The sequence below is a fragment of the Streptomyces fructofermentans genome (assembly GCF_014651055.1).
Classification (GTDB): Bacteria; Actinomycetota; Actinomycetes; order Streptomycetales; family Streptomycetaceae; genus Streptomyces; species Streptomyces fructofermentans.
Genome location: NZ_BMWD01000001.1, coordinates 1 through 13796, shown reverse-complemented (window position 1 = coordinate 13796; position 13796 = coordinate 1). Strand labels below are relative to the sequence as shown.

Annotated in this window: 12 protein-coding genes and 1 tRNA gene; 6 read left to right on the top strand and 7 right to left on the bottom strand. The window is 72.3% G+C overall.

Annotation, left to right across the window (positions count from 1 at the left end):
* Window positions 1–78 precede the first annotated feature (78 nt).
* Window positions 79–969, bottom strand: a complete 891-nt coding sequence (locus IE265_RS00065) for a MurR/RpiR family transcriptional regulator (RefSeq protein ID WP_190033710.1) — start codon at window positions 967–969, stop codon at window positions 79–81.
* A 14-nt stretch (window positions 970–983) separates the two neighbouring features.
* Window positions 984–2492 carry an aromatic amino acid ammonia-lyase gene (locus IE265_RS00060; protein ID WP_190033165.1) on the bottom strand — a complete coding sequence of 503 codons (1509 nt, stop codon included), beginning with the start codon at window positions 2490–2492 and terminating at the stop codon, window positions 984–986.
* 210 nt (window positions 2493–2702) lie between these two features.
* Between IE265_RS00060 and IE265_RS00055 the strand changes: the two genes are divergently transcribed.
* Window positions 2703–3143, top strand: coding sequence for a hypothetical protein (locus IE265_RS00055; protein ID WP_190033164.1), 441 nt, complete (start codon window positions 2703–2705; stop codon window positions 3141–3143).
* Between the two features lie 503 nt (window positions 3144–3646).
* Here IE265_RS00055 and IE265_RS00050 read toward each other — a convergent pair.
* Window positions 3647–5038 carry a cystathionine beta-synthase gene (locus IE265_RS00050; RefSeq protein ID WP_190033163.1) on the bottom strand — a complete coding sequence of 464 codons (1392 nt, stop codon included), beginning with the start codon at window positions 5036–5038 and terminating at the stop codon, window positions 3647–3649.
* 146 nt (window positions 5039–5184) lie between these two features.
* Between IE265_RS00050 and IE265_RS00045 the strand changes: the two genes are divergently transcribed.
* The 3 genes from IE265_RS00045 to IE265_RS00035 all read left to right on the top strand — a co-directional run bounded on the left by IE265_RS00045 (window position 5185) and on the right by IE265_RS00035 (window position 8988).
* Window positions 5185–6216, top strand: coding sequence for an SGNH/GDSL hydrolase family protein (locus IE265_RS00045; RefSeq protein ID WP_190033162.1), 1032 nt, complete (start codon window positions 5185–5187; stop codon window positions 6214–6216).
* 482 nt (window positions 6217–6698) lie between these two features.
* Complete coding sequence (locus tag IE265_RS00040; protein ID WP_190033161.1) at window positions 6699–7919, top strand: acetyl-CoA C-acetyltransferase; 1221 nt, start codon at window positions 6699–6701, stop codon at window positions 7917–7919.
* A 277-nt stretch (window positions 7920–8196) separates the two neighbouring features.
* Window positions 8197–8988: a hypothetical protein gene (locus IE265_RS00035; RefSeq protein WP_190033160.1), complete on the top strand. Its 792-nt coding sequence runs from the start codon at window positions 8197–8199 to the stop codon at window positions 8986–8988.
* 142 nt (window positions 8989–9130) lie between these two features.
* Here IE265_RS00035 and IE265_RS00030 read toward each other — a convergent pair whose 3' ends face one another.
* Entirely contained in the window at window positions 9131–9442 is a 312-nt protein-coding gene (locus IE265_RS00030; protein ID WP_190033159.1) for a hypothetical protein, read from the bottom strand.
* Window positions 9443–9546: 104 nt separating this feature from the next.
* Between IE265_RS00030 and IE265_RS00025 the strand changes: the two genes are divergently transcribed.
* Complete coding sequence (locus IE265_RS00025) at window positions 9547–9777, top strand: DUF4287 domain-containing protein (protein WP_190033158.1); 231 nt, start codon at window positions 9547–9549, stop codon at window positions 9775–9777.
* A gap of 117 nt (window positions 9778–9894) precedes the next feature.
* Here the strand turns inward: IE265_RS00025 and IE265_RS00020 are convergent, their stop codons facing one another.
* From IE265_RS00020 to IE265_RS00010, 3 genes are all read right to left on the bottom strand, one after another.
* On the bottom strand, window positions 9895–10809 hold the full coding sequence (locus IE265_RS00020) for a Bax inhibitor-1/YccA family protein (protein WP_190033157.1): 915 nt from the start codon (window positions 10807–10809) through the stop codon (window positions 9895–9897).
* Window positions 10810–11012: 203 nt separating this feature from the next.
* Window positions 11013–12188 carry a 4-hydroxybenzoate 3-monooxygenase gene (locus IE265_RS00015; RefSeq protein WP_190033156.1) on the bottom strand — a complete coding sequence of 392 codons (1176 nt, stop codon included), beginning with the start codon at window positions 12186–12188 and terminating at the stop codon, window positions 11013–11015.
* 169 nt (window positions 12189–12357) lie between these two features.
* Window positions 12358–12440: transfer RNA gene (locus IE265_RS00010), tRNA-Leu, on the bottom strand.
* A gap of 393 nt (window positions 12441–12833) precedes the next feature.
* Between IE265_RS00010 and IE265_RS00005 the strand changes: the two genes are divergently transcribed.
* On the top strand, window positions 12834–13604 hold the full coding sequence (locus tag IE265_RS00005; protein ID WP_190033155.1) for an ABC transporter ATP-binding protein: 771 nt from the start codon (window positions 12834–12836) through the stop codon (window positions 13602–13604).
* Window positions 13605–13796 lie beyond the last annotated feature (192 nt).

The window sequence follows — 13796 nt, the reverse complement described above, 5'->3', positions numbered from 1 at the left end:
GACGCATTCCGTGGGCACGGAGACTAGCGAGCGAAGGTGAGACGAGTCTGAGAACGCGGGCCGACCGATCCCACACCGTTATTCGACGAACAGCCCCCGGGCGGCGGCCCGTACGTCGAACTCCTCCAGGCGTGCCTGCGCGTCGGGCAGCCCGTCGCACATGGCCTCCAGGAGCACCCGTCCGAGCAGCATGGGCGCGCAGGCCGTGTCGAAGGCCAGGCCGGTGCCGACGGCGGCGGGCAGCAGCAGGTCCGACACCTTGGCGACGGGAGCGAACGCCGAGTCCGCGACCGTGACGACCGTCAGTCCGGCCTCCTTCGCGTGGGCCAGCGTGTCCACGACCTCGCGCGGGTGCCGGGGCAGGGCGAAGCACAGCAGCGTGGAGGCGCCGGCCCGTACGGCGGCGTCGATCCGGTCCTGCGCCATGGTGCCGCCCTCGTCCAGCAGCCGGACGTCCGGATGGACCTTCGCGGCGAAGTACGCGAAGCCGTACGCCTGGGCGGCTGCGGCCCGCAGCCCGAGGACCGGCAGCGGCCGCGAGGCGGCGAGGAGCCGGCCGGCCCGTTCCACGGGCCGCGGGTCGGCGAGTACGGAGGCGAGGTGGCGCAGGTTCTCGATCTCCGCCTCGACGGCCTGCTGGTACTCGTTGTACGCGCCGGGGTCCGCCGCGGGTTCGGCCGGCGCGACCTCGCGCAGATGCCTGCGCAGCGCCGGGTAGCCGTCGAAGCCCAGCGCCACCGCGAACCGGGTGACGGAGGGCTGGCTGACCCCCGCGAGTTCCGCCAGCTCCACGCTCGACAGGAACGGCACGTCCGCGGCCCGCCGCACCATGCTGTGCGCGATGCGCCGCTGGGTGGGGGTCAGCCGGTGTCCCTCGAACAGCGCCTGGAGCCGGGCCGCGGAGCTGTCCGCCACGCCCGCGCCCCGCTCCGCGCCGCCGGCCGTGCCGGCCGCGCCGTCGGCGCCCATGGTCCCGTCCGCGCTCATGCCGTGCTCCCCCTCCAGATGTCCGTGAACCGGTCGAGCAGTGCGGCCGCCGCCGCCACGTCGTCCGTCAGCGGCCGGTCGGCCGCGTCCGCGTCGAGCGCCGACTCGGCGAGCTCCAGCGCCCGGCCCACCGGCAGGTCGGGGTCCGGCCGCAGCTCCCGTTGCCGCAACGCCCTTACGGCGGCCACGAGTTCGCAGCCGACGACGAGACGGTACGCGGCACACGCGCGCAGTGTCTGGCGCGCGGCGAGCGAGGCGAAGCTGGCCTGTTCCTCGACGCCCCGGGAGAGTACAGCGTGGCCGAGCGAGGCGGGGGCGGAGAAGGCCCGCAGGTCACCGAGTGCCGCTCCGGCCGCGTACTCCAGGATCATCACCCCGGACGAGGCGGGTTCGAGGTCGGCGAGGAACGGCCGCAGCCGGGTGTAGGCGGGCTCGTTGAGGGTGGACAGACGCGAGGTCGACAGCCTCGCGACCTGGGTGAGCGAGAGCCTGAAGTGGTCCAGCGCGAGCGCCAGTTGCGCCTGGTAGAAGCCTCCGTGGTGATACGCCGCGCTGTCCTCGGCGCAGATCAGCGGGTTCTCGGCGGCCGCGTTCAGCTCGACGTCGAGGACCTCCTCCAGGGCGTCGGCGGCGTCGTGCGCGGGCCCGTGGATCTGCGGCAGGCACCGGAAGCCGTACGGGTCCTGGATGCGTCCGAGCGGCGGTGTCGGACGGTCGGCCGCGCCGATCAGCCCGCGCATCCGGCGGGCGACCTCCACCGAGCCGCGGTGCGGTCGCGCGGCGTGCACGGGAGCCGCGTACGCCTCGTGCGAGCCGTCCACCGCGACCAGTGACAGCGCGGCCACCACCTGGGTGGCGCCGACCAGGCCCCTCAGCTCGTGCAGCGCGAGTGCCGCCTGCCCGAGGGTGAGGGCGTTGCTGCTGATCAGCGCGAGGGCGTCGTTGTTGTCGAGCGGCTGCGCCCCGGGCGCGCCCGGACCACGCCACGGGTGTTCCCCCGCCAGCGCCAGTCCGACCTGGGCCAGCGCGGCGATGTCGCCGGTGCCGACCGATCCGAACTCGTTCACGACGGGGTGCGCCCCGGTCTCCAGCGCCTCGCACAGCGCGGTGACGACCGTGGGCCGCAGTCCTGCCCCGCCGGCCAGGAGCTGGTTCGCGCGCACCGCGAGCATGGCCCTGACCTGCCGGGCGGGCAGTTCGTCGCCGATCGCGCCGGCGTGGCTGCGCAGCAGGCGCAGTCCGTGCTCGGCGGCGGCCCCGGTCGGCACGTCCTCGTTCCGGTTGGCGCCGACGCCGGTGGAGCGGCCGTACACACGGCCCGTGGCGGCGATCCGCCGGGCGACGTCCCAGGACTCCTCGACGCGTTTCATCGCCCCGGCGCCGGCGAGGGGCCGGGCGTCCCCGTCGGCCAGGCGAACGACGTCGGCGACCCGCATGCCGTGCCCGTCGAGCACGACGGGGCCGGTCGCCGCCGCGCGCGGCACGTCCACGTCCCACGACGCCATATGAGTGCGTGCTCCCCTCGGTGCCGGCCCGCGTCCCGCCCGGCGGCACGGGGCCACCGACACCGGGCCGCCGACCGGTTATTCAGATACTGCGAACTCTGCATGATGTTATGCAGCCGGGCAAGGGAGGCCTGGCGGGGGCGGGACGCAGTACGGAGAGGGGGGCTAACCCCCGTGTCAACCGCGCGGCCGTTTTCTACCGTGGACTCCATGACCGCTATGGATGCGCGTGACCCCGAACTCAAGAAGGAACTCGACGCCACCTTGCACGCGCGCAGGGAGCTGGGCGAAGAGTACGACTCCGCCCTGGTCGAGTCGTTCCTGGAGAAGGTCGAGCAGCGCCTGGACGGCTCGGTCGACCGCCGGGTGCGGCGCCAGCTCGCGGAACAGCAGATGGCGGTGGCCCGGGACGCCCGCTCCCCGCAGGGGTCCTCCGACTCCTGGGGCGAGCGCTTCGGCTTCGGGATCGTCTCGCTGGTCCTCGCCATTCCCCTGTCCGCGATCGGCGGCGGCGTCGCCGAGCTGCCCGGACTGCTGGTCGCCTGGGCGGGCATCGTGGGAGTCAACGTGGTCCAGGCGGCCCGCCACTCCTCGCCCCTGTTCGGCAGGCGCAAGGACAGGTCCGGATCGGGCTCCGACTGGGAGGAATGACGGGCCGGCGCCCGCCCGGTGGTTCGGCCGGGCGGCGGTCGCGCGCCCTGCGGCTCGAAGAGGTGTCCGCGCCCTCCGAGGCGCCGCGGCGCGGCGCGACCGGGAAGGGCGGCCGCGAGGACAGCGGGCGGGAACGACGGCGAAGGGCCCGGCACCGGGAAGGTGCCGGGCCCTTCGTACGTGTTGCGCGGGGACCGCCGCACCCCCGTCACCGGGGGGCGGGACGACGGCGGTCCCCGCGAGGGACGCGAGCCGGGTCAGGGCCTGGCGTTCGCGTCCTGGCGTCCATGGAGGTCCGGGAGCCGCTCCGGAGGTCCTTGGCGCCGATGTGGTGCCGGCCCGGGAGGGGAGCCGCTCCCGCCCTTGCCGACATCCAACAATCTGCCGGACCCGTGTTAAGCGTGTGCTGCGCTGACGTGACGCGCTCGTACCACTTCCACGAAGTTCCCCGGCGATCACCCGGGCGCGGGTCTCCCCGCCGCACCGGGCGTTCACCGCACGTCCTACTGCAGTCCGCCCTTGGCCAGGAAGGACAGCAGGTCCTGCCGGCTGACGACACCGGTGGGCTTGCCCTCGACCAGCACGATCGCGGCGTCGGCCCTGCCCAGCACACTCATCAGGTCGCCCACCGGCTCACCGGAGCCGACCTGCGGCAGCGGCGCCGACATGTGCTTCTCCAGCGGGTCGGCCAGGGAGGCGCGCTGGGTGAACAGCGCGTCCAGCAGCTCCCGCTCGACCACGGACCCGACGACCTCGGCGGCCATCACGTCCGGGTGCCCGGCGCCAGGCTTCACGATCGGCATCTGGGAGACGCCGTACTCGCGCAGCACCTCGATCGCCTCGCCGACCGTCTCGTCGGGGTGCATGTGGACCAGCGAGGGGATGGTGCCGCCCGCCTTGTCGCTGAGCACGTCGGCGACACGCGCGCTCGGGCCCGTGTCCTCCAGGAAGCCGTAGTCGGCCATCCACTCGTCGTTGAAGATCTTGCTGAGGTATCCGCGCCCGCTGTCCGGGAGCAGCACCACGACGACGTCGTCGGGACCGAGCCGCTCGGCGACCCGGAGCGCCGCGACCACGGCCATGCCGCAGGAGCCGCCGACCAGCAGCCCCTCCTCCTTGGCGAGCCGGCGGGTCATCTGGAACGAGTCCTTGTCCGACACCGGGACGATCTCGTCGGCGACCGTGCGGTCGTAGGCGCTGGGCCAGAAGTCCTCGCCGACGCCCTCGACGAGGTACGGGCGCCCGGAACCGCCCGAGTACACGGAGCCCTCGGGGTCCGCGCCGACCACCTGCACGCGCCCGTCGCTCGCGTCCTTCAGGTAGCGGCCCGTACCGGAGATGGTGCCGCCCGTGCCCACACCCGCGACGAAGTGCGTGATCCGCCCCTCGGTCTGCTCCCACAGCTCGGGGCCGGTGGAGTGATAGTGCGAGAGCGGGTTGTTCGCGTTGGAGTACTGGTCCGGCTTCCAGGCGCCCGGGGTCTCCCGCACCAGCCGGTCCGAGACGTTGTAGTACGAGTCGGGGTGCTCGGGGTCGACGGCCGTCGGGCAGACGACGACCTCGGCACCGTAGGCCCGCAGCACGTTGATCTTGTCGGTGCTCACCTTGTCGGGGCACACGAAGATGCACTTGTAGCCCTTTTGCTGGGCCACGATGGCCAGGCCCACACCCGTGTTGCCGCTGGTCGGCTCGACGATCGTGCCGCCCGGCAGGAGCGCGCCGCTCTCCTCGGCGGCCTCGATCATGCGCAGGGCGATGCGGTCCTTCACGGAGCCGCCGGGGTTGAAGTACTCGACCTTCGCGAGGACGGTCGCCTGGATGCCGGCGGTCACGCTGTTGAGCCTCACCAGCGGGGTGTTGCCGACGAGACTGATCATCGAGTCGTGGAATTGCACCGTTGTCTCCGGAGCTGAGAAAGAAGTGGTCGGGGTGGTTCCGTCAGCCTAAGCCCCGGGATGGGCGTTCACGGCCGTTGAGATTGGCCGACGGCCTGTACGGGGCAAGGAGTGGTTGTACGGATTGAAGGAGGTGGCGGCTTCGCATGTCGAGCATGTCGAGGGCGAGGGTGGCCCGGCGGATCGCCGCGGGCGCGGCGTACGGCGGCGGTGGGATCGGGCTGCTGGGCGCGGCGACCGTCGGAGTGGTGCTGGCCGAGGTGCAGCTGGCGAAGCGGCAGGTGGGCAACGGGCACAGCCCTCATCCGCCGAGCGCCGACGGACTGTACGGATATGTGTACGCCGGCGCGGAGGAACCGCTGCGCCTGACGATGCTCGGTGACTCCACGGCCGCCGGGCAGGGCGTCCACCGGGTCCGCCAGACGCCGGGGGCCCTGCTCGCGTCGGGGCTCGCCGCGGTGGCCGAGCGGCCGGTGCGGCTGCGGAACGTGGCGCTGCCGGGCGCCCAGTCGGACGACCTGGACCGCCAGGTCCTGCTGGCCGTCGGGGACCCCGCCGGAGTCCCGGACGTGTGCGTGATCATGGTCGGCGCGAACGACGTGACGCACCGGATGCCCGCGACCCGCTCGGTTCGCCATCTCTCGGCCGCGGTGCGCAGGCTGCGGACCGCGGGCGCCGAGGTGATCGTCGGCACCTGTCCCGACCTGGGGACCATCGAGCCCGTCCAGCAGCCGCTGCGCTGGCTGGCCCGCCGGGCCTCGCGCCAGCTCGCGGCCGCCCAGACGATCGGCACGGTCGAGCAGGGCGGCCGGACGGTGTCCCTGGGCGATCTGCTGGGGCCCGAGTTCGAGGCGAATCCGCGCGAGCTGTTCGGCCCGGACAACTACCACCCCTCGGCGGAGGGGTACGCGACCGCGGCGATGGCCATGCTCCCCACGGTCTGCGCCGCGCTGGGCCTGTGGCCCGCCGAGGAGGAGCAGCCCGACGTGTTCCGCCGCGAGGGCTTCCTGCCCGTGGCCCGGGCCGCCGCGGAGGCCGCGTCGGAGGCGGGTACGGAGGTCACGGCCGCCATGCCGACGGGTCCGCGGGGCCCCTGGGCACTCCTCAAGCGCCGGCGGCGCCGGCGCGTCCCGGCCACGGACCCGACTCCGGCCCCCGCGCCGGAACCGTCGGCGTGAGCACAGGTCCGGGGGCCGCCCGAGCCCCCGGACCCTCCCGCTCCCCACGGGATCGGGCCCGCGGGCACGCCCGCCCCCACTCGCACACGCGGGCCTCGGCGGCCCGGGGTCACCGCTGTCCCCCGCACGGGACGAACCGCCCCCGCACGCCGCGCGCGACGGCCCGAAGGCCACCCGCACGTCCCCGCCCCGCCCCCGCCCCCGCCGGCGGACCGGCACCGCCCGGCCCCGGCCTCCGCCCCCCACGAAAGCCCTAGCCACCCACCCCCAAGCACGCGGACCGACGCTTCCGGAAGCGGGCCGTCCGGCGCACCAAGGGCTCCGGTCGCCCGACCCGCCCACGGCCCCGGGACCGTCCAGGAGAAAAGCAAGCGCTTGGAAAGTGCGGCCCGTGTCACACGCCCACACCCGTGACCTCGCCCATACCTACGGGTAGCTTCCCCATCAGGTCCGCCCACCCCCGTACGCCAATGGAGCCGTAGATGCCCGAAGCCGTGATCGTCTCGACTGCCCGCTCCCCCATCGGCCGCGCTTTCAAGGGCTCCCTCAAGGACCTGCGGCCCGACGACCTCACCGCCACGATCATCCAGGCGGCACTGGCCAAGGTCCCGGAGCTCGACCCCAGGGACATCGACGACCTCATGCTCGGCTGCGGTCTCCCCGGCGGCGAGCAGGGCAACAACCTCGGCCGCATCGTCGCCGTCCAGATGGGGATGGACCACCTCCCCGGCTGCACGATCACCCGCTACTGCTCCTCGTCGCTCCAGACGAGCCGCATGGCCCTGCACGCCATCAAGGCCGGAGAGGGCGACGTCTTCATCTCGGCCGGTGTCGAGCTGGTCTCCCGCTTCACCAAGGGCAACTCCGACAGCCTGCCGGACACCCACAACCCGCTCTTCGCCGAGGCCGAGGCCCGCACCGCCGAGGTCGCCGCGAGCGAGGGCGCCTCGTGGCACGACCCGCGCGAGGACGGCGCCGTCCCGGACGCGTACATCGCGATGGGGCAGACCGCCGAGAACCTGGCCCGGATCAAGGGCGTCACCCGCAAGGACATGGACGAGTTCGGCGTCCGCTCGCAGAACCTCGCCGAGGAAGCCGTCAAGAACGGCTTCTGGGAGCGCGAGATCACCCCGGTGACCACCCCGGACGGCACGGTCGTCAGCAAGGACGACGGCCCGCGCGCCGGCGTCACGCTGGAGGGCGTCGAGGGCCTCAAGCCCGTCTTCCGCCCCGACGGCATGGTCACGGCCGCCAACTGCTGCCCGCTGAACGACGGTGCCGCCGCCCTCGTGATCATGTCCGACACCAAGGCCCGCGAGCTCGGCCTGACCCCGCTGGCCCGGATCGTCTCGACCGGCGTCACCGGCCTCTCCCCCGAGATCATGGGCCTCGGCCCGGTGGAGGCGTCGAAGCAGGCCCTCTCCCGCGCCGGTCTGACCGTCGGCGACATCGACCTGTTCGAGATCAACGAGGCGTTCGCCGCCCAGGTGATCCCCTCCTACCGCGACCTCGACATCCCGCTGGACAAGCTGAACGTCAACGGCGGCGCCATCGCCGTCGGCCACCCCTTCGGCATGACCGGCGCCCGCATCACCGGCACGCTCATCAACTCCCTCCAGTTCCACGACAAGCAGTTCGGCCTGGAGACGATGTGCGTCGGCGGCGGCCAGGGCATGGCGATGGTCATCGAGCGCCTGAGCTGAAGCACCGTCCCCGTCACCGCAGTTGAACGCAGCGTGAGCGAGGCGGCCCGGAGCCCGGCGACCACCGGGACTCCGGGCCGTTTTGTGATCGAATCTGCCCCAGGATGTGACCTGGCTCGCTCGCTGGGGAGATTCATGCAGGTCAGCACCCTTCCGCCGCTCGACACCGGGTCTAAAGTCCCGTCCCTTTCGTGACGTTACGCACTGACAGATGTTTAGTCCGCCCATCAAGCTGATGTAGGAAGTCGGGGGTCGACTTTGAACCGGGAGTACGTCAGTGAGCACCACTTCTCTTGCTCTGCTGCTCGCCACAGCCAGCACCACGGCCGTGGGCGTCGCCGTTCTGCGCACCCTGCAGGCACTGCGACGACAGGTCGCGGACCTGCACACCGAACTCGCCGAGAGCCGCACACCGTCGGCCCTCGGCCTGGTGCCGGCCGCCCGCTCGGCGGCGGACACCGACGAGATACGCGCCGCGGTGGCCGAGGCGCTCGCCGAGGAGCGGGAGCGGGAGCTCGCCGAGGCCCGGGCGTTCTGGGCCGCCCAGGAGCTGCGTGACTCCTCGGACGCGCCCACCCTGCTCGGGCTGCCGGACAGTGAGCTGTACCTGCCGCGCCAGTCCGACTTCGCGGGCCTGGAGCACCTGGAGCCGGTGACCGAGCCCGCCGCCGACGCCGACGAGTTCTCCGGGGAGTCCCCCGAACTGGCCGCGGCCCGCCGCCGGCACCCCTCGCACCCCGACTTCGTGCCGGTCCAGTCACCGGTCGCGAACGACCACGAGCGCACGGTGGCGTGTCTTGAGGACCTCGCCGATTCCCGTACGGAACTCGCCGACGTCCGCCCCGGCCCGCTCGGCACGCTCGACGTCTACGTCTTCACCGACGGCACCACCCTCTGCATGACGCCGGGCCACCGCGAGACCGCGGAACGGCTGGCGACGGCGCTGAGCGCCGGCCGGCCCCCCGTACTGCTGGGCGGCTCGGGCGTCTCCGGCGCCTACGCGCTGACCTTCGAGTGCGGCGACGACAACGTGTACGTACTGGCCGACCGGGTCATCGCGTCCCTCTGACGGCCGCGCCGCCGCGGGAGCGCGGCCGACGCCCCGCTCCCCCTCCTGAGCGCCCCTCCCGGTCCACGCCCGGCACCCGGCCGCCCCGGGCCTCCGGCGGCCTCCCCGCGGCGCCCCACGCCCCTTTCCCGCCGCCCGCCGGTCAGACCCCCGCCCGCTGCTGCGCCTCCTCCACCAGTCGTACCGCGTCCACGACCTCCTCCTCGGTCGTCAGTACGACGGCGAGGTCGTGCACGGCGACCGTGATCTGGTCGGCGGCCGCGAACATCCCCGCGTCCGGCATCTCGCGCGGCTCGCCGGACGGGTCCTCCAGCCGCTGGGCGCGCAGCGCCAACTCCCTGGCCAGCCCCAGTGCCTCGGCGGCGGCGCCCCGCTGGAGCCTGCTCTGCGGAGCGGCCCGCAGCCGGTCGGCGAAATGGTCCACGGCACGGGTCAACGGCGTCGTATCAAGCACGCGGCGAGACTACGCGCCGCACAGGGACTGTTGCCAACGGCCGAACGCTCAGGCACGGTGGCCTTAAGGACCGGCTTACATCCCCTTTGCGTCCGGAGGCGCCGATGTCCCAAGTCTTCTCCGAGGAGACCCATCGCAATCTGCTCGCCCGCATCCCCCATTGCACCGGTCGTGAGATCTCCGACTGGCTGCGCACCGTCGACGACGGCCCCGCTCTCTTCCGGTTCGAAGAGAAGGTCAGCTGGCTCCGCTCCGAGCACGACCTCGCGTACGGCCACGCCAAGGCGATCATCCATGAGTACGACCTCAGGAGGGCCGCGCGCAAACTGCGCTGAGCACGACCCCGCCCGACCGGTGCGGCATGTCGCACCGGACGGCGAAGGGCCCGCGAACCTGGGGTTCGCGGGCCCTTCGGACTCCTGCTCACGCGCCGGTGGTCACCGGCGGCGCGACTAGTCGTCGCCGCTGAAGATGGCCACCAGGCGCAGCATCTCGATGTAGATCCACACCAGGGTCATGGTCAGGCCGAACGCGGCCAGCCAGGACTCTTCCCGCGGCGCGCCGTAGGCGATGCCGTCCTCGATCTGCTTGAAGTCGAGGGTCAGGAAGAACGCGCCCAGGATGATCGCGATGATGCCGACGATCGCGCCGAGCGGGCCCATGCTGCGCAGTCCGCCGTCCTCGGCCACACCGAAGGCGACGAGCAGCAGGTTGACCGCCAGGACCACCACGAAGGCGATCGCGATGGCGAGACCGATGCGCGCGTACCGGGCGGTGACGCGGATCCAGCCGGCGCGGTAGATCAGCAGTGTGGCGCCCGAGACCGCCATCGTGCCGAGCACCGCCTGGAAGGGCGCGCCCGACCACTGGCTGTTGTACATCTCGCTGATCACGCCGAGGAAGACGCCCTCGAAGGCGGCGTACGACAGGATCAGCGCGGGCGAGGCCTTGCGCTTGAACGACTGGATCAGCGCGAAGACCAGCGCGATGATCGCCGCGCCGATGGCCAGGCCGAAGCTGCTCGACGAGACGGGCAGCGCCACCCACGCGAGGACGGCGCCGACGACGACGGTGCCGAGCGTCATGGCCGAACGCGCGACGACGTCGTCCATCGTCATGCGGTCGGTGGTGGGCGGGGCCTGCGGCGGAGCGCCGTTCTGCAGGTCCTGCTGGGCGTACGGGTTCTGAGCGTAAGGATTCTGCGCGTACGGGTTGCCGCCCTGCGGGGCGTTCGGAGAGCCCTGTGCGTACGGGTTCCCCTGCGTACCGACAGCGGGGCCCCCGGCCTGCGGCGCCGCGTTGAAGCCCGCGTAGCCGTTGTCGCGGCTGAACCCCCGTCGCGAGAAGACCGGGTTGCTGCTCCTCATTTCACTCCTCCATGGCCACCCTGCGTGGCCTTGGCTCAAGAGTAATGGGTAGGCAAAAGAATGCCTCTAGTGCCTGGGGAGGATCTTTCCCCCCTTGTGCCCGGGAACACCAGCGTTCGACCCGGCATTCCCCGCACCGTTACAACGCCGGTACGCACCGCTCCGGTTCCCCCGTCCGTGCGACGCCCCGCCGGGACTCTGCGTCATTCGAGGGGGAACCCTGCGTAACCCTCGGCGAGATCCTGCTCGGCGGGGCGCGAACCGGTGATCCGCTCCAGCCGGGCCAGCTGGATCCGGTCCTCGAACGGCGTCGCGCCGGGGTCGCGGTGGAGCAGCGCCGTCATCTCGTACGAGAACCGCTCGGCCTGCCACACCCGCCGCAGGCAGGTCGCGGAGTACGCGTCGAGCCGCTCGGCGGACCCGGTCCCGCGCAGGTGCGCCAGCGCGCGGGCGAAGGTGACGACGTCGCCGACGGCGAGGTTCAGCCCCTTGGCCCCGGTCGGCGGCACGATGTGGGCGGCGTCCCCGGCCAGGAAGAGCCGTCCGTGCCGCATCGGCTCGTGCACATGGCTGCGCATCGGTGTGACGGACTTCGCGGTGACCGGGCCCCGGCGCAGCCTCCAGTCGTCGTCCGTCTCCAGGCGGCGCTCCAGCTCGTCCCAGATCCGCCCGTCGCTCCAGGCCCGCACGTCCGTCCCCCCGGGCACCTGGAGGTAGAGCCGCGAGACGGTCGGGGACCGCATGGACAGCAGGGCGAAGCCGCGGTCGTGGCGGGCGTAGACGAGTTCGTCGTGCGAGGGCGGCACGTCGGCGAGGATGCCCAGCCAGGCGAAGGGGTACGTCCGCTCGAAGACCCGCCCGGCACCTGGCGGGAACACCTCGCGGGAGACGCCCCGGAAGCCGTCGCAGCCGACGACGTAGTCGCACTCCAGGAGCTCCTCGCGCCCCTCGTGCAGGTAGCGCACCCGCGGGCGGTCGGTCTCCGCGCCCTCCACGGCCAGCGCCCGGGCCCCGAAGAGCAGCGGGCCGCCGCCCTCCAGCCTGAGCGCGATGAGGTCCTTGCACACCTCGGTCTGGGCGTAGACGGTCACGGACCGCCCGCCGGTCAGGGCGGGGAGGTCGATCCTGTGGCGCCTGCGCCCGAAGCGCAGCTCGATGCCGTCGTGCCGCAGCCCCTCGCGGTCCATGCGGTCGCCGGCGCCCGCGTCCCGCAGCACGTCCACCGTGCCCTGCTCCAGGATTCCGGCCCGCTGCCGCTGCTCGACGTACGCCCGGTCGCGGCTCTCCAGCACCACGGAGTCGACGCCCTCGTTGTCCAGCAGCCGCGCCAGCAGCAGGCCGGCCGGCCCGGCCCCGACGATCCCGACGGTGGTACGCATCGACACGCCCCTTCGCGCTGCACTGTGTTCGCAGGGTGAAGTTTTATTCACCCTCACGTCCGCGAGTCTCCGACGGGCCGGAGCCACTGTCAACGGTCGAGAGGTGAAGTCTTCAATGCAGGAGGCACGCTTTATCGCGAAAGACCCGGAAAAGCGGAAGTGTCGGAGGTGCCCGGAACCGGACTTGAACCGGTACGCCCGCGAGGGGCAGCGAGGTTTAAGCTCGCCGTGTCTGCATTCCACCATCCGGGCAGGCCATCGGCTCCGCATCGAGTGTTCCGAGCCTATCGGGACACATCCCCCGAACAGCGGAAGGGTGGACCGATGTTGTCTTATTTTATTGACGTCTGAGGGTGCATCAGCCCACGGTACGCGCCATCCGCACTTGCCAAATGCCCTTTGAGCGGAGCCGGGCGGCGCCCAGGGAATGACGTGATTTCACCGCCCGAACGAGCGGAACCTGACGAACCGTCGACGATTCCCCCTCAGGGGCGACCGTCATCCCCAGGTATGACACGAGCGCACGCGGTCCGACCCGAGACTGCCCCCGGAACCGGAACAGCGGGTGACTACAGGCGGCCGGCGGGCGCCGAGGATGGAACAACGATCCCCGAGCGCCGCCGCACCGACAAGGAGCACCCTCCCGTGACCACCACTCCCCTCGCCGACCGGACCACCACGGTGGCCGCACGCGCCACGGAACTGTCGAAGGTCTACGGGCAGGGCGAGACCCAGGTGGTCGCCCTGGACCGGGTCTCCGTCGACTTCCGGCAGGCCGAGTTCACCGCGATCATGGGCCCCTCAGGCTCCGGCAAGTCCACCCTGATGCACTGCGTAGCGGGCCTGGACACCTTCTCCTCCGGCTCGGTCCGCATCGGCGAGACCGAACTCGGCTCCCTCAAGGACAAGCAGCTCACCAAGCTGCGCCGGGACAAGATCGGCTTCATCTTCCAGGCGTTCAACCTGCTGCCCACGCTCACGGCCCTGGAGAACATCACCCTCCCGATGGACATCGCGGGCCGCAAGCCCGACAAGGAGTGGCTGGACACCGTGATCGCGATGGTGGGCCTGGCCGACCGCCTCAAGCACCGGCCCTCCCAGCTCTCCGGCGGCCAGCAGCAGCGCGTCGCCGTGGCCCGCGCCCTGGCCTCCCGCCCGGACATCATCTTCGGCGACGAGCCCACCGGAAACCTGGACTCCCGCTCGGGCGCCGAAGTGCTCGGCTTCCTGCGCAACTCCGTACGCGAACTGGGCCAGACCGTAGTCATGGTCACCCACGACCCGGTGGCCGCCGCGTACGCGGACCGCGTGGTCTTCCTGGCCGACGGCCGAGTGGTGGACGAGCTGCTCAGCCCCACCGCGGACACGGTCCTGGACCGCATGAAGCAGCTCGACACCAGGGTCCGCACCACCTGACCACCGCCCCACCACCAGCAGGCCAAAGGGACCGCAACAGCCGAACCCCCGCCCCGCAGCCGACAACGGCGGAATGGGCACGGGCCGAAGGGTGTCCCCCGCGGCCGACAACGGCGGGAAGGGGACGGACCGGAGGGTGTCCCCCGCGGCCGACAACGGCGGGAAGGGAACGGGCCGGAGGGTGTCCCCCGC

Excerpts from the sequence above, each read along its gene's own strand:
- IE265_RS00065 (WP_190033710.1), bottom strand. The coding sequence starts at position 969 with ATGGGCGCCGACGGCGCGGCCGGCACGGCCGGCGGCGCGGAGCGGGGC.
- IE265_RS00060 (WP_190033165.1), bottom strand. The coding sequence starts at position 2,492 with ATGGCGTCGTGGGACGTGGACGTGCCGCGCGCGGCGGCGACCGGCCCC.
- IE265_RS00055 (WP_190033164.1), top strand. The coding sequence starts at position 2,703 with ATGACCGCTATGGATGCGCGTGACCCCGAACTCAAGAAGGAACTCGAC.
- IE265_RS00045 (WP_190033162.1), top strand. The coding sequence starts at position 5,185 with ATGTCGAGCATGTCGAGGGCGAGGGTGGCCCGGCGGATCGCCGCGGGC.
- IE265_RS00040 (WP_190033161.1), top strand. The coding sequence starts at position 6,699 with ATGCCCGAAGCCGTGATCGTCTCGACTGCCCGCTCCCCCATCGGCCGC.
- IE265_RS00025 (WP_190033158.1), top strand. The coding sequence starts at position 9,547 with ATGTCCCAAGTCTTCTCCGAGGAGACCCATCGCAATCTGCTCGCCCGC.
- IE265_RS00020 (WP_190033157.1), bottom strand. The coding sequence starts at position 10,809 with ATGAGGAGCAGCAACCCGGTCTTCTCGCGACGGGGGTTCAGCCGCGAC.
- IE265_RS00015 (WP_190033156.1), bottom strand. The coding sequence starts at position 12,188 with ATGCGTACCACCGTCGGGATCGTCGGGGCCGGGCCGGCCGGCCTGCTG.